Annotated in this window: 27 protein-coding genes; 16 read left to right on the top strand and 11 right to left on the bottom strand. The window is 51.0% G+C overall.

Annotated features, from left to right (window positions below; all coding sequences use genetic code 11):
* Nucleotides 1-207: 207 nt before the first annotated feature.
* Nucleotides 208-438 (bottom strand): hypothetical protein, encoded by a 231-nt coding sequence (locus tag K0T92_RS11925; protein ID WP_219872701.1) that lies wholly within the window; start codon nucleotides 436-438, stop codon nucleotides 208-210.
* A 79-nt stretch (nucleotides 439-517) separates the two neighbouring features.
* Between K0T92_RS11925 and K0T92_RS11920 the strand changes: the two genes are divergently transcribed.
* The 5 genes from K0T92_RS11920 (at nucleotide 518) to K0T92_RS11900 (ending at nucleotide 2830) form a co-directional block, all read left to right on the top strand.
* Nucleotides 518-658: a RidA family protein gene (locus K0T92_RS11920; RefSeq protein ID WP_343223696.1), complete on the top strand. Its 141-nt coding sequence runs from the start codon at nucleotides 518-520 to the stop codon at nucleotides 656-658.
* Between the two features lie 109 nt (nucleotides 659-767).
* Nucleotides 768-1436: an oxidoreductase gene (locus tag K0T92_RS11915; RefSeq protein WP_219872700.1), complete on the top strand. Its 669-nt coding sequence runs from the start codon at nucleotides 768-770 to the stop codon at nucleotides 1434-1436.
* 111 nt (nucleotides 1437-1547) lie between these two features.
* Nucleotides 1548-1781 carry a helix-turn-helix domain-containing protein gene (locus K0T92_RS11910; RefSeq protein WP_219872699.1) on the top strand — a complete coding sequence of 78 codons (234 nt, stop codon included), beginning with the start codon at nucleotides 1548-1550 and terminating at the stop codon, nucleotides 1779-1781.
* A 103-nt stretch (nucleotides 1782-1884) separates the two neighbouring features.
* The gene (locus tag K0T92_RS11905; RefSeq protein WP_219872698.1) at nucleotides 1885-2484 is read left to right on the top strand and encodes a TetR/AcrR family transcriptional regulator; all 600 of its coding nucleotides are present in this window, start codon (nucleotides 1885-1887) and stop codon (nucleotides 2482-2484) included.
* A gap of 7 nt (nucleotides 2485-2491) precedes the next feature.
* Nucleotides 2492-2830, top strand: coding sequence for a DUF1801 domain-containing protein (locus K0T92_RS11900; protein WP_219872853.1), 339 nt, complete (start codon nucleotides 2492-2494; stop codon nucleotides 2828-2830).
* Nucleotides 2831-3281: 451 nt separating this feature from the next.
* Here the strand turns inward: K0T92_RS11900 and K0T92_RS11895 are convergent, their stop codons facing one another.
* Together K0T92_RS11895 and K0T92_RS11890 are read right to left on the bottom strand one after the other, a co-directional pair.
* Nucleotides 3282-3773 (bottom strand): DUF1648 domain-containing protein, encoded by a 492-nt coding sequence (locus K0T92_RS11895; protein WP_219872697.1) that lies wholly within the window; start codon nucleotides 3771-3773, stop codon nucleotides 3282-3284.
* A 94-nt stretch (nucleotides 3774-3867) separates the two neighbouring features.
* Nucleotides 3868-4290 (bottom strand): hypothetical protein, encoded by a 423-nt coding sequence (locus K0T92_RS11890; protein ID WP_219872696.1) that lies wholly within the window; start codon nucleotides 4288-4290, stop codon nucleotides 3868-3870.
* Between the two features lie 187 nt (nucleotides 4291-4477).
* Between K0T92_RS11890 and K0T92_RS11885 the strand changes: the two genes are divergently transcribed.
* On the top strand, nucleotides 4478-4906 hold the full coding sequence (locus K0T92_RS11885; RefSeq protein WP_219872695.1) for a DUF6157 family protein: 429 nt from the start codon (nucleotides 4478-4480) through the stop codon (nucleotides 4904-4906).
* A 91-nt stretch (nucleotides 4907-4997) separates the two neighbouring features.
* Here the strand turns inward: K0T92_RS11885 and K0T92_RS11880 are convergent, their stop codons facing one another.
* Both K0T92_RS11880 and K0T92_RS11875 read right to left on the bottom strand, forming a co-directional pair.
* Nucleotides 4998-5537 carry a DUF2812 domain-containing protein gene (locus tag K0T92_RS11880; RefSeq protein ID WP_219872694.1) on the bottom strand — a complete coding sequence of 180 codons (540 nt, stop codon included), beginning with the start codon at nucleotides 5535-5537 and terminating at the stop codon, nucleotides 4998-5000.
* Nucleotides 5530-5880: a PadR family transcriptional regulator gene (locus tag K0T92_RS11875; RefSeq protein WP_219872693.1), complete on the bottom strand. Its 351-nt coding sequence runs from the start codon at nucleotides 5878-5880 to the stop codon at nucleotides 5530-5532. Before K0T92_RS11875 ends, K0T92_RS11880 begins: the two co-directional genes overlap by 8 nt.
* Nucleotides 5881-6199: 319 nt before the next feature.
* Here K0T92_RS11875 and K0T92_RS11870 point away from each other — a divergent pair, with 319 nt between their 5' ends.
* The 4 genes from K0T92_RS11870 (at nucleotide 6200) to K0T92_RS11855 (ending at nucleotide 9473) form a co-directional block, all read left to right on the top strand.
* Nucleotides 6200-7249 (top strand): sulfonate ABC transporter substrate-binding protein, encoded by a 1050-nt coding sequence (locus tag K0T92_RS11870; protein ID WP_219872692.1) that lies wholly within the window; start codon nucleotides 6200-6202, stop codon nucleotides 7247-7249.
* Nucleotides 7250-7285: 36 nt separating this feature from the next.
* On the top strand, nucleotides 7286-8068 hold the full coding sequence (ssuC, locus tag K0T92_RS11865; protein ID WP_219872691.1) for an aliphatic sulfonate ABC transporter permease SsuC: 783 nt from the start codon (nucleotides 7286-7288) through the stop codon (nucleotides 8066-8068).
* Nucleotides 8047-8898 (top strand): ATP-binding cassette domain-containing protein, encoded by an 852-nt coding sequence (locus tag K0T92_RS11860; RefSeq protein WP_219872690.1) that lies wholly within the window; start codon nucleotides 8047-8049, stop codon nucleotides 8896-8898. Before ssuC ends, K0T92_RS11860 begins: the two co-directional genes overlap by 22 nt.
* A 170-nt stretch (nucleotides 8899-9068) precedes the next feature.
* Nucleotides 9069-9473, top strand: a complete 405-nt coding sequence (locus K0T92_RS11855) for a cyclic nucleotide-binding domain-containing protein (RefSeq protein ID WP_219872689.1) — start codon at nucleotides 9069-9071, stop codon at nucleotides 9471-9473.
* Nucleotides 9474-9802: 329 nt separating this feature from the next.
* Here the strand turns inward: K0T92_RS11855 and K0T92_RS11850 are convergent, their stop codons facing one another.
* The gene (locus K0T92_RS11850; protein WP_219872688.1) at nucleotides 9803-10990 is read right to left on the bottom strand and encodes a pyridoxal phosphate-dependent aminotransferase; all 1188 of its coding nucleotides are present in this window, start codon (nucleotides 10988-10990) and stop codon (nucleotides 9803-9805) included.
* A 222-nt stretch (nucleotides 10991-11212) separates the two neighbouring features.
* Between K0T92_RS11850 and K0T92_RS11845 the strand changes: the two genes are divergently transcribed.
* On the top strand, nucleotides 11213-12427 hold the full coding sequence (locus tag K0T92_RS11845; RefSeq protein ID WP_219872687.1) for a multidrug effflux MFS transporter: 1215 nt from the start codon (nucleotides 11213-11215) through the stop codon (nucleotides 12425-12427).
* Nucleotides 12428-12547: 120 nt separating this feature from the next.
* Entirely contained in the window at nucleotides 12548-13399 is an 852-nt protein-coding gene (locus K0T92_RS11840) for an alpha/beta hydrolase family protein (RefSeq protein WP_246628106.1), read from the top strand.
* Here the strand turns inward: K0T92_RS11840 and K0T92_RS11835 are convergent.
* Nucleotides 13361-14110: a M15 family metallopeptidase gene (locus K0T92_RS11835; RefSeq protein WP_246628105.1), complete on the bottom strand. Its 750-nt coding sequence runs from the start codon at nucleotides 14108-14110 to the stop codon at nucleotides 13361-13363. The genes K0T92_RS11840 and K0T92_RS11835 overlap by 39 nt on opposite strands.
* 294 nt (nucleotides 14111-14404) lie before the next feature.
* Between K0T92_RS11835 and K0T92_RS11830 the strand changes: the two genes are divergently transcribed.
* The 4 genes from K0T92_RS11830 (at nucleotide 14405) to K0T92_RS11815 (ending at nucleotide 20330) form a co-directional block, all read left to right on the top strand.
* Nucleotides 14405-15805, top strand: coding sequence for a phytase (locus K0T92_RS11830; RefSeq protein WP_246628104.1), 1401 nt, complete (start codon nucleotides 14405-14407; stop codon nucleotides 15803-15805).
* 1104 nt (nucleotides 15806-16909) lie between these two features.
* A complete protein-coding gene (locus K0T92_RS11825; RefSeq protein ID WP_219872849.1) occupies nucleotides 16910-17896 on the top strand; it encodes a diaminopimelate dehydrogenase in 987 nt (328 codons plus the stop codon).
* A 238-nt stretch (nucleotides 17897-18134) separates the two neighbouring features.
* Nucleotides 18135-19508, top strand: coding sequence for an NADP-specific glutamate dehydrogenase (gene gdhA, locus K0T92_RS11820; protein ID WP_425517654.1), 1374 nt, complete (start codon nucleotides 18135-18137; stop codon nucleotides 19506-19508).
* Nucleotides 19509-19760: 252 nt separating this feature from the next.
* Entirely contained in the window at nucleotides 19761-20330 is a 570-nt protein-coding gene (locus K0T92_RS11815) for a hypothetical protein (protein WP_219872685.1), read from the top strand.
* A gap of 595 nt (nucleotides 20331-20925) precedes the next feature.
* Here K0T92_RS11815 and K0T92_RS11810 read toward each other — a convergent pair.
* The 4 genes from K0T92_RS11810 to K0T92_RS11795 form a co-directional block, all read right to left on the bottom strand.
* A complete protein-coding gene (locus K0T92_RS11810) occupies nucleotides 20926-21414 on the bottom strand; it encodes a NanQ anomerase/TabA/YiaL family protein (RefSeq protein WP_219872684.1) in 489 nt (162 codons plus the stop codon).
* Nucleotides 21415-21485: 71 nt separating this feature from the next.
* A complete protein-coding gene (locus tag K0T92_RS11805; protein ID WP_219872683.1) occupies nucleotides 21486-22322 on the bottom strand; it encodes an SDR family NAD(P)-dependent oxidoreductase in 837 nt (278 codons plus the stop codon).
* A 24-nt stretch (nucleotides 22323-22346) separates the two neighbouring features.
* Nucleotides 22347-23258, bottom strand: coding sequence for an N-acetylneuraminate lyase (locus K0T92_RS11800; RefSeq protein ID WP_219872682.1), 912 nt, complete (start codon nucleotides 23256-23258; stop codon nucleotides 22347-22349).
* Nucleotides 23259-23355: 97 nt separating this feature from the next.
* Nucleotides 23356-24195, bottom strand: a complete 840-nt coding sequence (locus K0T92_RS11795; RefSeq protein WP_219872681.1) for a carbohydrate ABC transporter permease — start codon at nucleotides 24193-24195, stop codon at nucleotides 23356-23358.
* Between the last annotated feature and the right edge of the window lie 8 nt (nucleotides 24196-24203).

Genomic DNA, 24203 nt, shown 5'->3' with positions numbered 1-24203 from the left:
CCATAGTTCATGTAATGATCGTCTGCCAGGGAATTTCCTCACATGCAATTTACGGCGATTCCTAATCGAACCACGAGAGGTTCTCGTACATACGGTTCCCCCTTCAAACTCGTCAACGCTGCCTTCACGATCTGAAGTCTTGCTTCCTCTTTAGCATCTTTCCCGTACCGATCTAGTTGAATTAGGGGTCAGGAGAAATTAGGTTTTTTACTTATCTAATCTTTTCTCTAGCTCTTGAAATTTTTCTAATTGATAATGCTCATACTTTTTTAGAATTCTTATATAAGTGCTGAAGGTTACTTTCAAGACCTCTATGGCAACAATTAGTTCAGAAGCATGATCTTTATTTTTTTCTTTTGCCCTAAGGATTATAGAAGGGAGTTTTTTAATAATTTTCTGATGATCATTAGCAAACTCTTTTTCAAAATCAAAGCTCATTATTTCATCTTCCTTTCTTTTTAAGTGAAATTCCAATAAATATATCCAATTCTATCATCATTATAGCAGCTACGACGGGTTGACTGTAAATAATTCAGAGGTGTTCGGCGAGAGGGGCATTCATGCGCGTTCGGTAATGGGAGCCAGCTCCCTGCGGGATAATCTGCCGCTTGTCGTTGATTCTATCTTTGAGATGGCTGGCCGAGATGAGCGGTCGTAATACGAGCAACCCGCTTGTCCCGGCCCATCACTTGCTAATCGACTGTACAACCATCGCCGGATCAAACATAATAAAAGCATAAATTTGACTGCAAATCGGAGTGATCACGATGACGGAACAACGGAAGACAGCCTTGCTCGCTGGAGCAAGCGGATTAGTGGGGGCACAGCTGTTAAAGGACTTGCTGGAGAAGCAGCAATATTCACAGGTAAAGGTGCTTGTCCGCAATCCTCTAAGCTTGGAGCATCCGCGAATGGAGCAGATTGTCGTTGATTTTGACGAGCTAGGGAGCAGCCTGCAGCATTTTCAAGTGGACGATGTCTACTGCACCTTGGGCACAACGATCAAAAAAGCCGGAACACAAGAAGCATTCAAGAAGGTGGATCTCGACTATCCGCTTGCTCTGGCGAAGCTTGCCAAACAGGGCGGGGCACAGAGGTTTCTGATGGTTACCGCACTTGGCGCTAATCCTCGTTCGGGCAACTTCTATTCCCGTGTAAAGGGTGAGGTTGAGGAGAGCGTCAGAGACATTGGGCTGCCCGCTCTGCATATATTCCGGCCGTCGCTGCTGCTTGGCGATCGTAAGGAGTTCCGGCTTGTCGAGAAGCTCGCCATTATACTGAGCCCCTTATTCAAGCTCGTGATGCGTGGCCGATTGCGCCGATACAGACCCGTTCACGCTGCGATTGTTGCAAGAGCGATGGCTGTTAAGGGCAGTACGCTGCAAGAGGGTGTTTTTATTTACGAATCCGACCAAATTGCTGAGATAGGGGGCTAATCTGCTCCCAATACAGACGACGGGATCATTGCAGATGGATTTCGTACAGACAGGTTTAAGCAGGGCGCTCCATTGTCATACTTTTGTATTAGGAAGGGAAGTGAAGAGGCATTGAAGATTGAACTTGGCCGTTGTCTGCTGCGGGAAAGGCTGGCTGAAGCGGGAATGACGGTGGAAGAGCTTGCCCAGGGAATGCTGTACAGGACGGAGCGCATAGCGGACTTTATCGATAATAAAAGGGTGATGTCGCTCAAAAATGCGATATCAATCTCCCATATCGTTGGATGCCAGGTGGACAGCCTGTATGAGCTGATTCCAGCAACGGCAGCGGGTTCGCGCGAGTAAGAGCCGGAGTCTATTGACTGGAAGATCATTTTGGATTACTATAATGTCAGTGATCACTGACATATATTATTATGGATCTTATCTTAGAGAGAGGGAGTTGATCATGCGGCAAGCTAAGCAAGGAAGCGCTGAGAAGTTGCTGAAGGCTGCGATCGACCTCATTTCGGAGAGAGGCTATCATGCAGTTACAACGCAAGAAATCGCCTCAGCCGCTGATCTAAGTGAAAAGACCCTTTTTCGGCATTTCGGAAGCAAGCAAAGGCTGCTCGAAACCGCCCTTGAACGTTTTCGGTATGCCGAGGAGCTTCAAATTCTCTTCAACGAGCAGCTGGTGTGGGAGTTAGAAGCAGACTTGCTGGCCATCTGCAGGAAATATCATGACATCATGAACCATGACCGCAAGCTGATTCTGATCGCCCTGAAGGATGAGGTCCATATTCCCGGCTTTAAAGAACGCCGTCTGCAGAATCCTCATCAACTGCTGACATTGCTGACAGATTACTTCATTACGATGAGCGAGAAAGGCAAGATCGTTTGTTCGAACCCCGCCATGCAGGCGTTCACGTTCATGATGGCTCAATACGGCGCGTTCATGAACGATTTGGAGGCTGGGGAGAACTATCCCGGTATCGGGCTCGAACAGTTCATACAAGAGAACGTGAAGGTTTTCGCCAGATCACTAACGATACAGAAGGAGCTGTAACGAAATGATGAACGAGGAAGTAGCGGCCTTTATCGAAAATCTGAGTCAGCCGTGGCAAGTCGAGGTTGGCAGCCGGCTGCGCCAAATGGTGCATCAATCCATTCCAGAAGCTGCGGAACGCATACAATACAAAAAGCCCCATTTTCTAAAGAATGGACATTATGCTGCAGTTATCTCGCCGTCGAAAGATGCCATTGCCTTTATGATTATGAATGCAACCGGTCTTGAATTCCCCAAGGAATTCGAAGGCCCAGCCGAGCGCAAATGGCTTAAAATTCGTGAAGGGGATACGCCTGATTACGAGCTGTTGGCCAAGCTGTTGATCCAAGCCTCTAGCACTTTGTAGTGATGCGAGCTAAGCGAAACATGCGAAACAGCAGGTTTTTGCTCACTTCTGGCCCCATGAAGGTGAAATGCCTGCCAGAGCGCAGGCATTTCACCTTCATTTCCCCTTATCGGCCGATTTCCCCCTAAATTCATGTACTTTCGCAGGTATTCCACCATTATGGCGTCTTGTAACCGAAATTCCTGCACATTCGCAGGCTTCTCACTCCGTCACTTTGCCTTCCAACCACACTTGAAGAAGGGAAAGGCAACGCCGGGAACCTCCCAGGAGGGGTTATTGCCGATGCAGTTATGGCGGCGAAGAGAATGACTGATATCTGGTTAACCTGCTCAGTGGGCGAGCATGAACCAATAAGCGCGAGTGACAGGGGCGAAATGCCCCTGTCACTCGCGCTTTTTTACTAGGCTTGAAACGATAAATAATCTACTTAGGGGACAGCTTCTTTTCCCATTTATCTCTTCATGCGGATGAGATGAATAATGATTGTGCCGAAGATGATAACGAGTACGGCAGGGAGCAGCCAGACTCCGATTCCTGCGGAATGCCCAAGTGCATTCTGGATGATGGACCATTGCAAATACCCGAAGAGGAGAACAAGCTCGACCTTCATCCAGCTTAACAGCAGCTTCGCCGTTTGATACTGATGGGGAGCATTCTCGGCATTAATTTTGAAGGGATAGTTGAATTTATGCGGGTATTTGCTCAGGATGGATAGTCCTATGAACAGAATGAGCGATAGCAGCGGCAGTATAAGCAGAGTAGCTTTGCTGCCCCATCCGTCTGCTTCACCGCGTCCGTTGTAATGAATGGGAACCGTCTGCGGGAGATCGGACCAATTGAGTATGAAATAAATGATCGAGAAAGCGAGTACAACGACGGACAGGATGTCATGCAGCTGTTCGAGCCGTGTTCGCGGCAAAGACAGAACGGGTAATTTCTCCATGAGGGCAGCACCACCAAGTATAGTATTTTAAGATAGACTTATAATAAGTATAACTTATAATTGGCAGCATGACCAGAATTCCACAGCCCGCGGCTCATTGCCGCCCCAGATGCCGCTGGGCACTGAAATAATCGATCAGAGCATAGACCAAGCCGACGGCTGCGAAGACAATAATTGAAGTCATGGGGTATAGCTGATACTCCTGGATGAACCGGTCATCGTAGAGGGAGTCGAATACCCATTTGCCAAGTGCCGCTCCCAACAGCGGATACAGGGTCAGCCTCATGCTGGAGAACGGTATGAATCTGCGGACAATAAGGGAGATCGGCAGCAAAGTCAGGGGAAAGAGCATAAAGATGACGAGGCTGAGCATGCCGAGTAGCATGAAGCCCATATCCATCAGGCCCATAAATTCCGTTGTCGTGATTTTATTCCCTTCCAGCTTCTCCAATCCCCATATTGCGGCGCTTAGAAGAAGGGTAGAGCTCATCCAGAGGATGAAGTAATGTTTGGCCATCGGTCTATAATCGCTTCCTTTCCGGCTCATGTGCAGTACATAAATTGATCTTATAAAGTCTATCAGAGAATTGAAATTGTTATCTTCCCCATAACATTGTATGTTAAATGAATAGACTGCGAACGGAACGATAAGGTTGCGGCGGAGCGGCATTTCATGCGGTGAAGCGGTCAGGAGGAGAACGGATATGAATTGGAATTACTATAATACGTTTATTACGATTGCTTCGGATTGTCCGGCAGATTACGGTATGATCCCTTTGGATAAGAAGACGGGAAAAACGAAGCCGGGTATTGAGTATGAGCTGGTTGCGAATCATCCTTACGAGTATACGCAGGAAGAGCTGCTGTTCGAGGTTCATGTCAGGCACAAGGAGATAACGGCGGAGGAGCTTGCGGAGCGAGGGACACAGCTTAAGGACGAGTTCTTTCAGAAGCCGCAGGCTTGTCTCAGAGCCTCGATGCTGCCCAAGAAATACGGCTGGGGGATTCATTTCAACCAGGATGGGAAAATGGCGCTCGTTCCGATGGAATCGGCCGATTATATGCATTTCGTGGAGGGGGACAACGGTGATCTGAAGCTGCTGCCTGCCATGCGGAACAGCAAGAAGAAGTAATCTAAGGCCGGTAATCAAGAGCGGAACTCTTGCAACCAGCCTTATGCTGGGTTTCTTGCCTGTAGATCGACGATGCTCACTCTGACGTCTGTTATTTCACCCGGATAAGACGAATGCGGGCAAATGCGTATGTCGCCAGAATCGGTACGCTTGGTATTAAACCGAGTATGCCTGCTGATTTCAGAATGATGGCCAGCGGAGCAGAACTCTCTGCGGACTGTGTGGCGATAAGCAGAGCGAACATGATAACGGTGAAGAGGGGAACCGCCAGCATAGGCTTCATCAGTCTTACGAGACTCTTGTATTTCTCCGACTTCGTATCGGAATCTGTGTAGATCGGTTTCGTTCCGGCAGGTGCCGAGAAAATGTGGATTCGCTCCTGCGAGCATACTTTCGTCCAGCCGCTTGCTTCGAATAATTCAACATAATCCCTGAGCTCGTCATGCTCAACCTTGTTATAATCCACGGAGTATACGAGCTGCTGCGGCTCGCCCCTGCGCACATAATAGCCGAAGGAAGCGAAGGATTCCAGCAGCCACCCCTTCGCAGCAAGCCGGCTTAGTTTATTCATATCCCGGTTCTCTGTGAATGCAAGCCCGCCAGATGCAATGTACCGTCTTTGTTTACCCATTATGTTCTTCCTCCCTCGCTGATTGCAGTGCTTGAGTGCCGTGATCGGCCATCTTTTGCCTGCGCTCGATCTCCTTGTGCAGCAGCCGCTGCCCGGCCTCGGTAATCCTGTACGTCTTGCGCCGGTCATTGTCTTCCTCGCCCGACAATACGATACACTTGTTGTCCTGCAGCTTCTTGATCAAGGTATAGGCTGTTGCCGGCCCGATTGTAACCTCACCCGCAGTCAAATTCTCGATATAGCTCATAATGCCATAGCCATGTCTGGGAACGAGAAGCGACAGCAGAATATAATAGGCTGCATCTGTTAGCTGGTCCGCATCGAATGAATTGCCTCTGGACAAGAACGTCACCTCCAAATTCTTATATCCATTAATGTTATATCCATTAATGTTATATCCATAATTGATATATCTATAATGGATATATTAAAAGGAGAGGGTCTTTTTGTCAATAGCTCATTTTGAAATCGATGCAGTGCTTCATTTTTTAATTCAAAGTTGACGGGTAGGAATAGTTGGTATATGATGTTAGCATTAGTAAAAAGAAAGAAGACCTACCGGTCGGCCGGAGGTCTCCTGACCAATACCTTCCATGATGGAGGATTGGATCGAGGAGGCCTCCTTCTTTATTTTGCACAATTACTACTAGGGGGCATTTCTCATGAAACGAAGATCAGCAGGCAAAAGCGCAGCGGTATTATCGATTCTCTTATTAAGCATGGCCTTGGTTCTGTCGGCTTGCTCGGCCAAGAATAACAAGAATTCCGCAGATGGTTCCGCGTCACAGCAGGGGGACTCTAGCGGCAGCGCCAGCACGGGCGATTCCAATACAGCTGACAAGAAGCCGGAGGCAACCAAGGAGCTTCGGTTCGGCTATCAGAAGTACGGCACGGTTAACATTCTGAAGGCGCAGGGCCATCTGGACAAAAGGCTGGAGGCAGAGGGCTATAAAGTGACATGGACAGAATTCCCCGGCGGCCCGCAGCTGCTCGAAGCACTTAATGTCGGCAGTATAGATGTGGGTCATACGGGGGAAGCGCCGCCGATATTCGCGCAAGCTGCAGGAGCGCCGCTTATTTATCTCGGACACGAACCTGCCAGCCCGGGCAGCGAAGGCATCTTGGTGCCCAAGGATTCGAAGATCGCGACGGTTGCCGACTTGAAGGGCAAAAAGGTTGCATTGAACAAAGGCTCCAACGTTCATTATTTGCTTGTGAAGGCGCTGGAGCAGGCCGGTGTCGCGTATGAGGATATTGAGACGGTGTTTCTGAAGCCTGGCGATGCCAGGGTTGCTTTTGACAATGGCAGCGTAGATGCCTGGGTCATCTGGGATCCGTTCCTTGCAGCGGCACAGACCGCGACGGGAGCGAAGCTGCTCATCGACGGCAAGGACCTTGTTGCGAACCATGAGTTCTATCTGGCCTCCCGCTCATTCGTGGAAGGGAATAAGGCGATTATAGATTCCGTGCTGGATGAGCTGAACAAGGTAGATGTCTGGGCCAAGGAGAATCAGAAGGAAGTGGCGGCTTTGTTGTCCCCGCAGCTTAACATTGATGTTCCTGCTCTGGAGCTGGCCTCCGGAAGACGTGATTACGGACTTCTGCCGATCGACGAGTCTATCATTGAAGCACAGCAGCAAATTGCCGATACGTTCTTCAAGCTAGGTCTTATTCCCAATGAAATTAAAGTCAAGGATGCAGTGATCGAGTAACGAGACAGCTCGGTTTGAGAGAGTGGGGTATACGTCATGAGTAGAAGTATCAAGTGGAAGCAGAATGGTTTCTCCATCGGCCTGCAATGGCTGATTCCAGTCATTATCGTTATCGTCTGGCAGTGGTTAGGCAGTCTTGGAGTGATTTCGAGCCGGATACTGCCCACTCCGTTGTCAACGCTTGAAGCAGGCGTTAAGCTGATCCGCAATGGCGAGTTGTTCGGATATATCGGCGACAGCACGCGCCGTGCGCTGATCGGATTTGCGATTGGCGGCAGCATCGGATTCATACTCGGTTTTCTGAATGGTATTGTCTCCTTATCGGAGAAGCTGACGGATACGAGTATCCAGATGATTCGCAACATTCCGCATCTCGCGCTCATACCGCTTGTCATCGCTTGGTTCGGTATCGGGGAAGAGGCCAAAATCTTCCTCGTCGCGCTCGGGGTCGCTTTCCCCATCTATCTGAATACCCACCATGGCATCCGGTCCGTTGATTCCGGCCTGATCGAGATGGGGCGCACTTACGGGCTGACAGGATTCGCCCTGTTCCGCAGCATTATTCTGCCAGGCGCGCTCCCGGCTATTCTCATTGGTGTTCGCTATGCGCTAGGAATTATGTGGATCACGCTTATTGTAGCGGAGACGATTTCTTCTGATTCCGGCATTGGTTACATGGCCATGAATGCGCGTGAATTTATGCAGCTCGACGTTGTTGTGCTCAGTATTCTGCTGTATGCCTTGCTTGGCAAACTATCGGATTGGCTCGCCAAGCTAATGGAGAGGAGCTGGCTGAAATGGCATCCCCAATACCGTTAAGCAATGATATCGAGACCCCTCGTTCCGAGAAGCCGGTGCTCGTTAAGCAAGGCGCCGAGACAGCGCCGGAATCATCGGCAGAGGGCGGACTGGGAATTGCAGTTGGCGGAGCGGTTGTGCAGTTTGGGCAGCAGCGGGTGCTTAGAGGGTTGAATGTAACTGTTGCGCCTGGAGAGTTTCTCGCCATCGTGGGCAGAAGCGGATGCGGCAAAAGCACCCTGCTCCGTCTGATTGCCGGCTTGGAGAAGCCGTCTGCGGGTACCGTCTCGTTCGATGGTGAGGCGTCTGCTGGGCTTCGCTCCGACGTTCGCATCATGTTCCAGGATGCCCGTCTGCTGCCATGGAAATCCGTATTGGACAACGTAAGAATCGGTGCCCCGGGCGGCGACAAGGCCAAGGCTCTGGAGGCGCTCGATCTGGTTGGCCTGGCGGATCGGGCAGGCGAATGGCCGTCCGTATTATCCGGCGGACAGCGTCAGCGTGTGGCGCTCGCTCGTGCGCTTGCAGGCAATCCGCGGCTGCTGCTCTTCGATGAGCCGCTTGGCGCGCTGGATGCGCTGACCCGCATTGAGATGCAGGATCTGATTGAACGGCTGTGGCAGGAGCGCCAGTTCACAGCCATTATCGTTACACATGATGTAAGTGAAGCGGTGGCGCTTGCGGATCGGGTTGTACTGGTGGAGAACGGGGCCATTTCGCTCGATGTGGATATCGCTCTGTCACGGCCGCGGGAGAGAGTCAGCGGGTTTGCCTATTACGAGAAGATGATTCTTGACCGCGTTATGACGCGAAGCAAGGATGATGGGTCAGAGGATGGCTACTCCATCTGATTAAGGAAGCTGAGAGAGCCCGATGATCAGGAGGCTCTCTTCTTCCACGCCTACAGACTGCAGGGATGTAACCGCTTACTAAAAAATAGGTAAAATTATGGATTGAGCCGTATTCGACAGCATTCGATGTGCTATAATGATGGCGTTAACAGGTCGAGGGAGGTCATTATATGTCCATAGAAACGGCTCGGTTACGGCAACTATCTTTGTTTGAGAACATCGGTGAAGACGCTTTGGAGGCAATGGCCGGCATATTCGTTGTGGAGCAGCTGGATGGAGATCAGTATGTTCTGAGACAGGGAGAGGAAGGCAGCAAATTTTACATGATTGAGAGCGGCAAAGTCGAGATCAGCCGGCTGCAGGAGGATGGACAGCGGGTAGTTCTGGCCGTGCTCAAGGAAGGCGATCATTTTGGCGAGATTGCCCTTATGAGGAAGTCGGCCCGCAATGCGGATGTAAGAACCGTGACGCCGTGCCTGCTTGTAACGATAACTCACGAGAATTTCCACGAACTCTTAGAACGGCAGCCTCACATCAAATCCAAGCTGGAAAAGCTTCTTGCCGAGCGGTCCTGATAGCGGATTAGAAGTTGGCCAGGCAAGAGCAAGGTAGAACCTCCATTGATGCCAATGCCCCGCTATTATTTTCTATGATCTGACAAGCTAGCCTCACAGTAATAACCTGCGGTCGGTTACAACGGCGGAAAAATCAGCACGAACCAACGTGGATCCGGCGCAGATCCAGTACGGGGGTTTGATATGAGGAGCGCTGCAGGTCATGTCGGGCTTTCTCAATTAGGAAGAACCCCATTGATGCCAATGGAGGTTCTTCCTGCATGCGTGGGCTTCAGATGCCCAGCTCAGCTTAGCACTCGGTGCTATCTGATATAGCTGGGCAGCAGCTTTTACTTGCTATATTCCTGCAGCAGCCTTGCGAAAGTGTCTTGCGAGCGTTTGATCTGCTCGATGGGCACACTGTAGGAGATGCGGAAATGGCCTTTTCTGCCGAAACCCGACCCCGGCACAATAAGCAAACGGTAATCTTGTGCTGCCTTGAGGCAGAACTCGACATCATCTACGATCGGACTTTTGGGGAAAATGAAGAAACCGCCGCGAGGCATAACAAAATCATACCCGGCAGACTGCAGCACTTGCACCATCAGGTCACGGCGCTCGCGATACTCGTGCTGCGGAATACGCAGAGATTCCATAGCGGCGATTGCGCGCTGGACCAGCAGCGGCGCGTTGACGAAGCCAAGTGTCCGGTTGCAGAATACCAGTCCTGCTATAAGCGTGCCAACATCCTCCATGGACGCATCGATGCCAATGTAGCCGAGCCGTTCTCCCGCCAGGCCGAGATCCTTGCTGAAGGAGCTGGCCAGAATCGTGCGGTGATAGGCAGCGAAAGGATTAGGCGCTTCCGCATCATAGATCAATTGTCCGTAAGGATCATCGCAGAGCAAATAAATGGTGCTGCCGTATTTCTTCTCCGCCTCGGCCAGCAGGGCGCCAAGCGCGTTCAGAATGTCCTGGCCGAGCAGCGCTCCTGTCGGATTATGGGGAGTATTAATAATGATAGCCCGCGTGCGGTCGGAAAGTGAGCGCTCGATCTCTGCAAGATCCAGCGAGAACTGCTCGTCAAGCTGGCAATGAACGGCTGCACCGCCATGATTGGCTACATAATAATCATATTCGACAAAATAAGGGGTCGGAATAATGACCTCATCCCCGGCATTGAGAATGCCCTTCAGGATCACATTAAGCGCCCCGCCAGCACCAACGGTCATCACGACAGTGCCTGCTGTTACCCCGGTCTGGAAACGCTCATTAATGAAAGAGGCTACCTTGGCGCGGGCTTCTGGCAGCCCTTGGTTTGGAATATAGCGGTGTTTGCCCGGCAGTTCGGCAGCTACAACAGATTGCAGCGCTTCAAGAAATGAGGCTGGCGGCTCTACAATGGGATTGCCGAGCGAGAAATCAAAGACGCTGTCCTCGCCGTGCAAGCTTCTTAGGCGGGCGCCTTCATCGAACAGCTTGCGTATCCAGCTGCCTTTCTCCAGATGATCTGCGATATAGTTTGAGATTGTATTCATACATTCCTCCGATGGATTGGCATTATAGACCTGTCCCACAATTGTATCAAATTAATCGTCCGTAGAATATTCCCTATGCTCAAATCTTCGGCGTCGCCGCTAAGGCGGGTTGGACAGTCCTCCAAGCAAATGATAAAATGCTCCAAACAATTGTCGAAACAACTATCGATTCAGTGGTTGCAAACATAATAATAAGTCAGAAGAGGGAAGGAACTACAGGCGATGCATGAAACAGATAATGCTTTAAAGCCGCTCAAGCAGCCGAGCCGTCTATGGACAGCGATGGTTCTTGGCGCATTAACGGCTATAGGCCCGCTCTCCATGGACATGTACTTGCCAGCCTTGCCGGTCATCGGCGATGAACTGAACGCTTCGACATCCATGACCCAGCTCAGCTTGACTGCATGCTTGCTGGGCATGGCAGTCGGCCAGTTGATCGCGGGGCCTATCAGTGATGTGAGGGGGCGCCGGTTTCCTTTAATGATTGGTGTCGCTGTGTACGCCATGATCTCCTTGCTCTGTGTGTTCGCGCCCTCAATCGGTGTGTTTATCGGGTTAAGGTTCGTTCAAGGCTTGGCAGGGGCGGTGGGCATCGTTATATCCCGGGCCAGTGTGCGCGACATGTACGCTGGTGTTGAATTGACGAAGTTCTTCGCATTATTAATGCTCGTCAATGGAGCGGCGCCTATACTTGCCCCGATTCTCGGTGCAGAGGTGCTGGTATATACATCGTGGAGAGGCGTATTTGCAGTATTGAGCGGGATTGGCGTCCTGATGCTGCTTGCCGTTATGTTCGGGCTTAAAGAAACGCTGCCGCCGGAGCGGCGTTCCAGAGGAGGATTCTTTCATTCACTTGCGACATACCGCCGTCTGCTGGGGGATTCCAGCTTTATCGGATATGCATTGATACAAGGCTTTATTATGGCGGGAATGTTCGCTTATATCTCAGGCTCAACGTTCGTCCTGCAGGAGATATTCGGCGTTTCGGCCCGGAGCTACAGCCTGATCTTCGGTATCAATGGGATTGGAATTATCGTTGCAGGCCAGATCGCGGGAAGATTGGCGGGCCGTGTCCGTGAACGGACGATTCTGGGCAGCGGGCTTGTACTTTCCTTCAGTGGCGGGCTGCTGCTGCTCCTCGCAGCTTTAGTCGGCGGCGGGCTTTATGTTGTTCTGCCGGCATTGTTCCTGGTCGTAGCAAGTGTGGGGTTAATCGCAACGACAACCTCATCGCTAGCGATGCAGAATCAAGGACAATCGGCAGGTACCGCTTCGGCGCTGCTGGGGATGCTGTCCTTCATTGTAGGAGGTGCCGCCGCCCCGCTTGTAGGGATCGGAGGCAGCGCATCCATCCTTCCGATGGCTGTCGTGATCGCGGTTCTGAATATTCTGGCCCTCGTATGCTTCCTGTTTCTGACGAAGCGTTCAGGTGCTTGAATGTTGGATGCTATCAACGGGATTTTATTTTATATTTGTTATACAAGGCTGAGAAAGACACAAGTATAGATCAAAGGGAGCGTTAAAAGGAAGTCGATAATACTAATATGGGGGGAATGGATGATGAGTGAAGCGGAGCTGTTGGAGCAGTCATTCGAGCTTGATCTGGGCAGCGAACTGGTTGTGAGAGGCGAGGTTAGAGTCCGGGATGACGGGATTGCCAAGCCTGCATTAATTGTGTCGCATGGCTTTAAAGGCTTCAAGGACTGGGGGTTTATTCCCTATGCTGCAAGGTCAATGGCTGCCGGGGGCTACGCGGTAATTACCTTCAATTTCTCGTGCAGCGGTGTGAGAGAGACGGATTTTGATGAGCTGGACAAGTTCGGTGTGAATACCTACTCCAGAGAACAAGCTGATCTGGAGGCGTTGTTGGCTGCGTTAGTGGAGGGGCGACTGCCGCTTGTTCATCTGATTGAACGGAGCAGCATTTTCCTGCTGGGACATAGCCGGGGCGGCGGCAATAGTGTACTGTTCGCGGCGGAGCATCCCTTGATTCGGGCGGTTGTCGCCTGGAATGGGATCGGGGATTGCAATTTGTTCGACGAGGCGTTCCGGGAGGAGGTTCTCCGCAATGGGGTCGGTTATGTGGCCAATGCGCGGACGAAGCAGCAGATGCCGATAGCAAGAGTGTTTTTTGACGATTTGGACAGCAATAGCGAGCGATTCAATATTCCCGCCAGGGCCGCCGAGATCGATACGCCGATCCTGTTCATACAAGGGGACGGGGATTCGGAGCGGCTGCTTGAGGGCAATCGTCTCCTGCGGGAAGCGGCTCCGGACAAGTCGCATGTTACGCTGGAGGGAGCTAATCATACCTTCGGCGCTGTTCATCCTTTTGCGGGCACGACCGGGCATTTGGAGAAGGCTATCGAGCTATCTCTTGCGTTCTTGAACAAGTACACCGGGAATTAAGGACACAACTGCTGGCGGATCGCCCGCAAAGCGAGAAGCTGTCGAACAATCCGCTCTGCAGGGCCGCCTGGCTGATTGTGGTGCAGGCGGCGTGTCTGCCGGGGGTCTCGCCCCCCGTTTAAGCTCTCGGATGGAGTAGCCGAAGTCCATCTGCAGGTGGGGATAATCACGGAAGCTCTCCCAATCTCCACCCCATGTAAAGCCCAGCCTCTTGGCAATCTCCACGACTTCCATCCAATCTGACGTCCCGTCCCCGTTCCCGTCATATTCGAGATCCCAGATCGCCTTGCCCCGCTTGTCAATCAACGCAAAATCAACCGCCAGCCCGTAATTATGATACGAATGGCCGCCCTTCACCTTCGTAACGATAGAACCTTCATCATCGCGCCCTTTGCGATACAGCGCATCCTGCTCCGCCGAGCTGCGGAAGCCGTCTGTGATCAGAATTTTGATCCCCTTACGGGCGGATTCCTCTGTAAGCTGCTTACTTTTGGCGGCAACCTCAGGATGCAGCTCCGTTACAGGCGGAACATCTGCTATGGGGGCATCCATAATTGTGCGTCCGAGGGAGAGCAGCCCTTCCCGGAATAGGACAGCAATCATCAGGAGTATGGCAATCAAAAGCAGTCTGCGCTTTCTCGATCTCTTGCGCGGCGGCGGGGGCAATGGGATTCTATAGTTGTAATCGATCATTTGGTTGTTTGTTCTCATCGTTCCTGCCTTTATCATTTATCATTTTTTGTTCCACGGAGTGCGAAGGGCTTCTCTTCTGCAGCAGGCCCTTTCCGTCAATCCTTCTATTGTAGGCGATCCCGCTATCTTTGGGAAATAGTCCCGGGTTGGATCATCGACTGGACCTTGGTCTTGGTCGCGGAACTCCGCCGGATGAACAGGTGATGAGAGGGTCTTTACAATTACACCATATTGGCATGATATTCGTATAATACTTGCTCTCTATACTAAGCACTTATGGACTTCAATTCATCGTAGAGGCAGGAAACTTGAATGAGCACTTGGAAATCTGCATTAATGATTGTATTATCCGCAAGCCTTCTGCTGCCGGCAGGCACAGCAATGGCAGCAAGCGCGAGTACAGCAGGCTATGAGCCGCTGAGGAAGCATATGGACGAGATCGGCGCGGCGATTACTTGGGACAGTGATGACCGATCGGCATTGGTTAAGCTGAAGAATGGCATTGTCGGTACATTCACCGCAGGCGAGAAGGAATACCGTCTGGCGGGCAAAGGGGGCAAGCTTGCGAGCGAGATCAAGCTGGTAGGGAGCCAAATGTACATTCCTTCCGCCGCCTTGAAGCTTATCATGGCTGAGAATGCGAAATTCAGCAAGCCAGAGGATGTCATCCCAACTTTCTCGGTTACAGCGCAAGTGGAGACCGATGCGGTGGAGGATGGCGAGGATGCGGCTGACGATCCGGCAATCTGGCTTGATCCGGCGAACCCGTCCAATTCCAAGCTGGTTGCTACGAACAAGGGCGGCGGCGTTCTCGTATACGATCTGAACGGCAAGCAGCTGCAAAATTATAATATCGGCAAAATGAACAATATTGACATTCGCTATGATTTTTCGCTTGGCGGCAAGAAGATCGATATCGCTGCAGCGACGAACCGCTCCAAGAATACCATCGACGTGTTTGCGATCAATGGCGCAACCGGTGAATTGAAGGATGTCCTGGCAGCGCCAATCCGTGCGAAGATGGAGGAAGTATACGGCTTCAGCCTCTATCACAGTCTGAGAAGCGGCAAGTTCTACGCGCTGGCACTGGGCAAGGAAGGTGAATTCGAGCAGTATGAGCTCACCGATAACGGCAAGGGCAAGATTGCAGGCAAGCTGGTACGGGAATTTAAGCTGGCGACCCAGTCGGAGGGTCTTGTTGCGGATGATGAATATGGTTTGATGTACATTGCGGAGGAAGATTATGCGATCTACAAATACAGTGCAGAGCCAAGCGGCGGTTTGAAGCCCCTGTCCACAGTAGATATTGCGGATGGCCGCAGGCTGCAGGATGATATCGAGGGCTTGACTATTTATTACGGGGCAGACGGCAGCGGATACTTGATTGCCTCCAGCCAAGGCAATGACAGCTATGCGGTCTATGACCGCCAAGGCAGCAACAAATATATAACCAGCTTCAAAATCAAGGCTGGAGAGAAGACCGACGGAACCTCCGTTACGGATGGAATCGACGTTCTGGGCTTCGGGCTGGGCGAGCAGTTCCCTTACGGCATCTTCGTCGCGCAGGATGATTCCAATATGAATGGCGATACGGAGCTGAATCAGAACTTCAAAGTCGTTGCATGGGAGCAGATCGCCCAAGGCGCAGGGACGCCGCTGCTGATGGACAATACCGTCAATCCACGCAAGCTTGTACAGCGCAAAGCGCATTAGTTGCTGAATGGTTATAAGAGTACAATCGTTACTGAATGGTTATAGTTAGAACGGGGCTGTCCGAAAAGCCCAATATCCAATAATCCAGTCCAAAATGATGTGAAGGGATATTTTTCAAAACCACTAAAATGTGGGGCTGGAAGCATCTTTTTCGTATTATTAGGTCAGCCGGAGTAAGAAGCCTTCGAATGTCAGGTTGTCCAGAAAGCCATTGTTTTCACTGAATCATACAAAATGGAAGAAGGAAAAGAGTGAAATCTACCGGCCGGATGTTCGGTAGTCAGTCACTCTTGCGCGTTAGAGGTCAATTGACAGAAAGCCCGCCGGACTTTCTCAAAAGCCTGCGAATAGGCTGGCTTTTTATCCTTTCTGTTTGATAAAGACCGAATGCCTGCCAAAGCGCAGGCTTTTCGCCATGTTTTCCCTCTATTAGCCCGATCGGCCATATATGCCTGCGTAATCGCAGGCATTCTGTCTATAAGGGGTACTTTTAGCTGAAATTCCTGCACTTTGGCAGGCTTCCCTTTCACCACCAACCGAATGTGTTGCAGTCACTCACTCTCATACGCTTAGAAGCTTAGCTAACGGAAGCGCTCCAACAGACTTTCTGGGCAGCCTGCAAATGTGCATGAATTTCGGTTACAAGACGTCATAATTGGTAGAATGCCTGCGAATGTGCATGAAATTGAGCAATAATCGGCCGTTAAGGGGAAACTAAGGTAAAATGCCTGCACTCTGGCAGGCATTTCACCTTCATCATGTCAGTAACGAGAAAACCTGCGGTTTCGCATGTTTCGCCGAGTGGGAGCTGAGATTTCGCTGAGATTTCCAAAAAGGACTTTCGGCATAGCCTCGTTCTTTAATAATCAACAGAAGCCGCAGTGTATGGAATGCCGGAAATCGGGGACGCTACCCTTAATAGGGAGACATTATGTATAGGATTGAGGGTTCGGATGACCAAATCGTCGGTAAAAGTGAAGATTTGATTAACATTTTTTGCTTTTTTACGGCGCTTTCCAGCAGTTACAGTTTACATTTCATGTAACATCTTTATACTTAATAGAGAGGCATGCAACTTTAGGAGAATCAAGAGGAGGGCTTTATCTGAGCAAGGTTATTAAAGCAGGTATAGTTGGTTACGGGAATCTGGGCAAAGGTGTGGAGAAAGCAATCGCACAAAACCCCGACATAGAACTGGTTGCTATATTTACGCGGAGGGAACCGGGACAGATGACAGCACATGCGGCTGGCGTGAAGTTCGAGCATATCTCAGCGGCTGAGCAGTATAAAGGTGTTATTGATGTGATGATTCTATGCGGCGGCTCGGCAACGGATCTTCCGGAGCAGACCCCTGTTATAGCTAAAATGTTCAATACCGTAGACAGCTTCGATACTCATGCGAAGATTCCTGAATTCTACGAGACGGTTAACGCCGCGGCGAAGCAAGGCGGTACTGTGAGCGTTATCTCGACAGGCTGGGATCCGGGCTTATTCTCGCTTAACCGGCTGCTCGCTGAAGCGATTCTTCCGGAAGGCACGGATTACACGTTCTGGGGCAAAGGGGTAAGTCAAGGCCATTCCGATGCTATTCGCCGTGTGCCTGGCGTTAAAGCTGGCGTGCAGTACACGGTTCCTGTGCAGAGTGTGATCGACCGTATTCGTGCGGGAGAAACACCTGAATTGTCCACGCGCGAGAAGCATCTGCGTGAATGCTATGTCGTGGCAGAGGACGGCGCAAACGAGGAGCAGATCCGCGAGACGATCGTTTCGATGCCGAACTACTTTGCAGATTACGACACAACGGTTACTTTCATTACTGAAGAGGAATTGGCTGCGAATCATAAAGGCATGCCGCATGGCGGCTTCGTCATTCGGAGCGGAATTACCGGGGAAGGCACGAAGCAGATTGTCGAGTTCGGCCTGAAGCTGGAGAGCAACCCTGAATTCACGGCAAGCGTGCTGGTAGCTTATGCTAGAGCGGCATACAAATTGAGCGCTGAAGGCGTTACTGGCGCGAAAACGGTGTTCGATATTCCACTCGGATATCTGTCGCCGAAGTCGCCGGAAGAGCTCCGCAAAGAATTGTTATAGAATGTTCAAAATATTGGGACCTTATCATCTACAAGGGTGATAGGGTCTTTTTTTATGCTTAGATTCCATTTTATTGGTAATCAGGTATTCAGAGTGAAATAAACATATTGACGAATTGACCGATGTTTGTTTAAAATTTGTAGGTGTAAAGTGCAAAGTTTCGGATGAAAAGTACAAATTTTTGTGAGTTTGAGGCAAGATGAGGCGTAATTTAGATTAAGGAGCGTTGTTGAAATTGATATCAACCATTTCGCAAGACAATCAGACAGCAGCCCAGCAGTATGTGCAATCGGTGTATGAATCTGTTATTGCCCGCAATCCCCATGAGAGTGAATTCCATCAAGCAGTGAAGGAAATTCTGGACTCCCTTACTCCTGTGTTTGAAAAGCACCCCAAATACATGAAGAGCGGCATTCTGGAGAGAATTGTAGAGCCGGAGCGAGTTGTCTCCTTCCGTGTACCTTGGGTTGATGATAATGGCAATGTTCATGTGAACCGCGGTTTCCGCGCACAGTTCAACAGCGCTCTCGGACCTTACAAGGGCGGCATTCGGTTCCATCCGTCTGTCAACGCGAGCATTATTAAGTTCCTCGGCTTCGAGCAAATCTTCAAGAACTCCCTGACAGGCCAGCCTATCGGCGGCGGCAAAGGCGGCTCTGACTTCGATCCGAAAGGCAAGTCCGATAACGAAATTATGCGTTTTACCCAAAGCTTCATGACAGAGCTGTACAAATACATCGGCCCTGATGCGGATATTCCGGCTGGTGATATTGGTGTTGGAGCTAGAGAAATCGGATTCATGTTTGGTCAATACAAACGGATTAGAGGCGGCCACGAAGCTGGCGTTCTTACCGGCAAAGGAATCGTATACGGCGGCAGCTTGACCAGAACGGAAGCTACCGGATACGGCTGCGTCTACTTCGTTAATGAAATGCTGAAATTCAAAGGCCTCAGCTTCCAGGACAGCACGGTTGTTATCTCCGGTTCCGGCAACGTATCGATCTATGCGATCGAGAAAGCTCAGCAGCTGGGTGCGAAAGTTATTGCATGCAGCGACTCCAATGGATACATCCACGATCCGAACGGCATTAATCTGGAGACGGTCAAGCTTCTTAAAGAAGTTCAACGTCAACGCATCAGCGAATATGTGCAGCATCATCCACACGCCACTTACGTAGAAGGCTGCCAAAATATTTGGTCCCTCCCATGTGATATCGCTCTTCCATGTGCAACGCAAAATGAAATCGACGAACAAGCGGCGAAGGTGCTGGTCTCTAACGGTGTCAAAGCGATCGGCGAAGGCGCGAACATGCCGTCCACTCTGGAGGCGATTGAAGTATTCCTGGGCAATGGCGTTCTGTTCGGACCTGCCAAAGCAGCGAATGCGGGCGGCGTAGCTGTCTCCGCACTGGAGATGGCCCAGAACAGCATGAGATTGTCGTGGACCTTCGAAGAAGTCGATGCGAAGCTGCACAGCATCATGAAGAACATCTATCAGAGCAGCGTATTGGCAGCAGAAGAGTACGGCTACTCCGGAAATCTGGTTGTAGGCGCGAATATTGCCGGATTTATTAAAGTTGCGGATGCCATGATGCTTCAAGGCGTCGTGTAATGTAATTCAAACTTATAAGCATAGTAAGCAAAGAGGCCGACGATCTCCCTCATGAGATGGTCGGCCTCTTCGTGTTTGCCGTGGTGAGCCAGGCTGGTAATAAAGGCCTAATTCTGGAGCTGGAACAGGCTGAATTTGGACTTTTAATGGAAAAAACGGAACTTCAGCCTGTAGTTCCCACCCTGTCATGTAAGGTATATTAATTACGATTCACAGTTACACACAACCTAGTGAGGGAGACGGAATAATCAGATGAAGCATAACATGATGGGTTACACGGTCGTTATCGCACTCATTCTACTGCTGAGCGCCTGCGGGCAGAGCGCTACCATTAGTACAGAGGACGGCAATATTGAAGTGTCCAGCAACGGCAATGAAGTGAAGCTTACGACAGATAAGGGCGAAGCGACCTTGACGTCAGAGGGGGATGATGGAACGGTCAGCTTGCAGACTACCGATGAGAACGGCAAGTCCCAGTCCACCCAGTTCTCGGAGAGCAAGGAGCTGCCAGCGGAATTTCCGGACAGTATTCCCATGCCGGACGGGGCTAATGTGACAGGTTCCATCTCGAACAGCAGCGAGGGAACGACCTCGTTCATCGTGACGTTCGATGTTGAGATGACGGCAGATGAACTGCACAAGCTGTATGCGGATTTCTTGAAGAAGGAAGGCTACACGGATGTGTTCGATATGGCCCAGAGCGATGTGCTGATGCTGTCAGGCAAGCTTAACAACAGCTCCTTCTCCATTACCGGTTCCAAGAACACAGACAATGCGAACCTCTTTGAAGCTGTCATCACATGGTCGGAAGAGGCCAAATAACCACTAGACAGCGCGGCGCTCGATGACATTAGTGACTCATAGTGACTCATAGTGACTCATAGTGACTCATAGTGACTCATAGTGACTCATAGTGACTCATAGTGACTCATAGTAGCTCATATTGACTACCTGGCGACTTTTCTGGTGCTATCCAGTGACAAGCAGAGTAAAAACGGCGGGAATTCAGCTTTTCGGTTTTTTACTTCTGTAAGCGGATTTTTCCTTTTTTCAGCATGTGGGAGGTTTGTTTGATGCGCTGTAAGCGGGTTTATTCGTTGTAAAGTCTCGTTTTGCGTGTTGAGATCGATCTTATTGAAGCTGTAGTGCGGAATTTCCTGCTTACAGCGCGCATAGCTTTATCATTCCATATTGTAAAACGATATTTCCCTCCTACAGATTCTCGCGGGCTGGACGGAAGGCCGCAGATAGCTGCTCTTTATTCCCTCTAACGGAGCCAGATCACAAAGAAGCATCCACAACCACGGTAATCGTGAGTCTGGATGCTTCTTTAATTGTGATTCAACATTCGAAGTGGGGCCGGAGCGCGGCACATTAGCAGATAGCTTCCGGCGGGCAGCACCATGTCCGCCTCTCGTCATTCAGGGGATTGGAGCAATGAAGTCTTTATTTTGACGACTGCTTTTTTTATCGTTGCGGATCCGCTGCGGCTAATTCCTGGGCGGTGAAGATCATTCGGGCAGAAGACCGCGTACATGCCCGGCTTCAGCAGCAGATCGATTTCATCTGAAGTATCCGCATAGAGTGCATAATCGTTATCAGCTAACTGATCCTCCACAATGGCATGCCAATTCGCCAGTCTTGCATAGCCGATCAACTCTTCCTCACCGCTGATTAAATATTGGATATCGATGTACTGCCGATGGGCCTCTAACCTCTTGGTTGCCTTGGGCGCTGTATCGAATTGTTGAATCAGCACGAACATATCGTCGCCTTGCAGCGCATATTTGCCAGGGGCCGCCGCTGCGAGATCCATCTTGTGCAAATGCCGGAGAGCCTGCTGCAGCACAGGGTGCAGCAGATGGTTCTCCTGTCCGATCGTTGTTGTCAGGTCGCCATATATCATACCATCCACTCCACTAGTCAGTCTGTATATATCCCGGTCAGGTGTATCCGGCGTGCCAACGGAGGCGACCTCTACCAGGAAGTTAATCCGCCGTCAATGACCAGGTTATGTCCCACTGTATAGTCTGAGGCCGATGAGGCCAGATACGCAATGGAGCCTTTCAGATCAATGCGATCTCGCCCCATTCTTCCAAGCGGAACGAGGCGCGTATAATTCTCTACGAATTTGTCCGGCTGTTCCCGGTAGAAGCCGCCGGGGGATATCGCGTTCACATAGATGCCGAAGGGGGCCAGCGATACGCCGATTCCCTTCGTCAGGTTAATGACGCCGGCTTTACTGGCCAGATAATCCGGTACGGTAGGCGACAGCCCTGATCCGGGATATATTCTAAGATCCCGGCCGACGATGCCGTCGATGGATGCCATATTGATGATTTTGCCGCTGCGGGCTTTCTTCATATGGGGAGCTACTGTTCTGCAGCCCAAGAAGACGCTCGTCAGGTTCGCATCCATCGTATATTTCCAATCCTCCAGCAGCCTTGTTTCGAGAAATTCGAAGGAGGGGTCGTCGGCGACGGATTCCGGAATGACGGAAACCTTGCGTCCTCCTGCATTGTTGATCAGAATGTCGATTCTGCCATACTTCGCAATAATCCCGTCCACGACTGCCTTCCAGCTGTCCTCATCGGTCACTTCCAGCGCCGCTCCTGTTACGTCAGCGCCTGTGTCCTCGGCAAGCCGTGCTGCCGTCCGTGCGGCAGACCCCTGCTCCCTGCGGGTGATGACGACGGCTGCACCAAGCTCTGCCAATGTTTCTGCCGCATCATAGCCCAGATTGCTGCCGCCTGTAACCAGAGCGACCCGGCCGGTCAGATCGAATAGCTGCTGTACCTTCACTCTTGCTGTCATGCTGTTCAACCATCCTTCCTGTCGTTACTTCACATTCAAAAAGGAAAAGCGTTTGGCGACTTCGTAAATGTCCGCACGCTGCGCATCGATTAATTGCTGAATCGGCTTGCGCGGACTGCCAACCTCGAAGCCTTGCAGGCGCAATATCTCGCGCTCGAAGGCGATGAAATCATAACGCAGCAGCTCCCGGATGACGCGGTTCACTTCGTATTGAAGCGTTCTGGCCTCGGCCAGCTTGCCCTCATGGAACAGGCGGTACAGCTCAGCGAACGGAGCCATCATGATGTTGTAGGTGGAGCCGATTGCCCCGCAGGCGCCCATCGTAAGACCAGCCAGACAGATTTCGTCGGGCCCGTTGAATACGAGGAAGTCTTCGCCGCAGCTATCCATAATCTGCTGCATCTCGTAGACATTGGTGGAGGTGAACTTCAAGCCGATAATGCCGTCCACCTGCGACAGCTCCTTATAGAAATCAACCGATGCATTCGAACCGGTCAGACCGGGAATATGATAAGCGATCAAGGGAATATCGGCCGCTTCAACGATGTCGATATAGTGGCGCATGACCTGCTCCGGCCCGTGTTTATAGTAAAAAGGAGTGACTGCGGATACAGCGGCAGCTCCAGCCTGGTGGGCATGACGGGTGAGTTGTACGGCGGTTGCCGTGTCCATCGCGCCGACATGTGCAATGACGGGCACCTCCGATTTTACTTCATCGAGGACGATCTCAAGCAGCTGCTGGCGCTCCTCCGTCGATTGGAGGAAGCCTTCCCCTGTGCTCCCGCTCAGATAGAAGCCGGCAGCGCCCTGCGAGATTAGATGACGGACGAGCTGCCGCGTAACGGAATCGCTGATTCCGCCGTCAGCCCCGTAGGGGGTAATAAGAGCAGGAATAATACCATTGAATTGCTCGTGGTTGGAGTTTGCTTTTGTCACGGATGTAGTCTCCTGTCATTGTGGATTAGGGCATGCCCCATCAGTTTTCGCCATGCAGAGTTTAAGCTATCAAGCTGCAGGCCACACAGCGCCTGTGTCAGCCCTTGATGCCTCCGGCTGTCAGCCCTTCGATCAACAGCTTCTGGATAAAGGCGAAGATGATCACGATCGGAAGAATAACGATAACGCCGCTGGCCAGGATGCCGCCCCAGTTCGCTGCACCCATGCTTTCCATCACCTCGGCAATGCCGACCTGCACGGTTTTGGCTGCCAGGGAATTCGTTAGAATAAGGGAATATTGATAGTCGTTCCATCCCAGAATGAAGGAATAGAGGCTAATGGATACGAGACCGGGAAGAGCCATCGGAACCATGATCTTGAACAATGTTTTCAGCTTGGTGGAGCCGTCCATATAGGCAGCTTCCTCCAGCTCTTTCGGGATTGTTTTGAAGAAGCCGCTCATAATCCAGACTCCGACCGGAATCGTCATCGTATTGTAGATCAGAACAAGCACGGTCTTCGTATTAAGCAAGGAAAACGTGGAGGCCAGCTTGTACCATGGAATCATAATCAAGGGACCTTGAATCATCTGCGCCAGGACGAACAGAACGATGACAAGCTTGATGCCCGGCACCTGAAAGCGTGCGAGGCCGTAACCGCTCAGACAAGCGATCAGTCCTGTGCTTAATGCTGTAAGCGTACATACAATAATGGAGTTGGAAAGCAGGGTGCCGATGTTCATTCCCTGCTCGCCGAGCGCCCAGGTATAGTGTTCGAGTGTGAAATTTTCAATCCACCACGAAGGCGTCGAGGCAAACATTTCCTCCGTGCTCTTGAAGGTTGTGTCAACCAGCCAGAGAAACGGGAAGAGTGTGCACACCATCAGAACGAGCAGACTCATATATTTGAGTGTGCGATACGAAAGTGTCTCCTTCATAACATCAC

Origin of the sequence: Paenibacillus oenotherae (assembly GCF_019443105.1) — a bacterium.
In the GTDB taxonomy this organism is placed as follows: domain Bacteria; phylum Bacillota; class Bacilli; order Paenibacillales; family Paenibacillaceae; genus Paenibacillus_Z; species Paenibacillus_Z oenotherae.
Note: the sequence above shows the minus strand (reverse complement) of the source record. Positions and strands in the feature narration are given on the sequence as shown.

Coding starts and splice junctions, on each gene's coding strand:
- K0T92_RS11925 (WP_219872701.1), bottom strand. CDS start 438: ATGAGCTTTGATTTTGAAAAAGAGTTTGCTAATGATCATCAGAAAATT.
- K0T92_RS11915 (WP_219872700.1), top strand. CDS start 768: ATGACGGAACAACGGAAGACAGCCTTGCTCGCTGGAGCAAGCGGATTA.
- K0T92_RS11905 (WP_219872698.1), top strand. CDS start 1,885: ATGCGGCAAGCTAAGCAAGGAAGCGCTGAGAAGTTGCTGAAGGCTGCG.
- K0T92_RS11900 (WP_219872853.1), top strand. CDS start 2,492: ATGAACGAGGAAGTAGCGGCCTTTATCGAAAATCTGAGTCAGCCGTGG.
- K0T92_RS11895 (WP_219872697.1), bottom strand. CDS start 3,773: ATGGAGAAATTACCCGTTCTGTCTTTGCCGCGAACACGGCTCGAACAG.
- K0T92_RS11890 (WP_219872696.1), bottom strand. CDS start 4,290: ATGGCCAAACATTACTTCATCCTCTGGATGAGCTCTACCCTTCTTCTA.
- K0T92_RS11885 (WP_219872695.1), top strand. CDS start 4,478: ATGAATTGGAATTACTATAATACGTTTATTACGATTGCTTCGGATTGT.
- K0T92_RS11880 (WP_219872694.1), bottom strand. CDS start 5,537: ATGGGTAAACAAAGACGGTACATTGCATCTGGCGGGCTTGCATTCACA.
- K0T92_RS11870 (WP_219872692.1), top strand. CDS start 6,200: ATGAAACGAAGATCAGCAGGCAAAAGCGCAGCGGTATTATCGATTCTC.
- ssuC (WP_219872691.1), top strand. CDS start 7,286: ATGAGTAGAAGTATCAAGTGGAAGCAGAATGGTTTCTCCATCGGCCTG.
- K0T92_RS11860 (WP_219872690.1), top strand. CDS start 8,047: ATGGCATCCCCAATACCGTTAAGCAATGATATCGAGACCCCTCGTTCC.
- K0T92_RS11855 (WP_219872689.1), top strand. CDS start 9,069: ATGTCCATAGAAACGGCTCGGTTACGGCAACTATCTTTGTTTGAGAAC.
- K0T92_RS11850 (WP_219872688.1), bottom strand. CDS start 10,990: ATGAATACAATCTCAAACTATATCGCAGATCATCTGGAGAAAGGCAGC.
- K0T92_RS11845 (WP_219872687.1), top strand. CDS start 11,213: ATGCATGAAACAGATAATGCTTTAAAGCCGCTCAAGCAGCCGAGCCGT.
- K0T92_RS11840 (WP_246628106.1), top strand. CDS start 12,548: ATGATGAGTGAAGCGGAGCTGTTGGAGCAGTCATTCGAGCTTGATCTG.
- K0T92_RS11835 (WP_246628105.1), bottom strand. CDS start 14,110: ATGAGAACAAACAACCAAATGATCGATTACAACTATAGAATCCCATTG.
- K0T92_RS11830 (WP_246628104.1), top strand. CDS start 14,405: ATGAGCACTTGGAAATCTGCATTAATGATTGTATTATCCGCAAGCCTT.
- K0T92_RS11815 (WP_219872685.1), top strand. CDS start 19,761: ATGAAGCATAACATGATGGGTTACACGGTCGTTATCGCACTCATTCTA.
- K0T92_RS11810 (WP_219872684.1), bottom strand. CDS start 21,414: ATGATATATGGCGACCTGACAACAACGATCGGACAGGAGAACCATCTG.
- K0T92_RS11805 (WP_219872683.1), bottom strand. CDS start 22,322: ATGACAGCAAGAGTGAAGGTACAGCAGCTATTCGATCTGACCGGCCGG.
- K0T92_RS11795 (WP_219872681.1), bottom strand. CDS start 24,195: ATGAAGGAGACACTTTCGTATCGCACACTCAAATATATGAGTCTGCTC.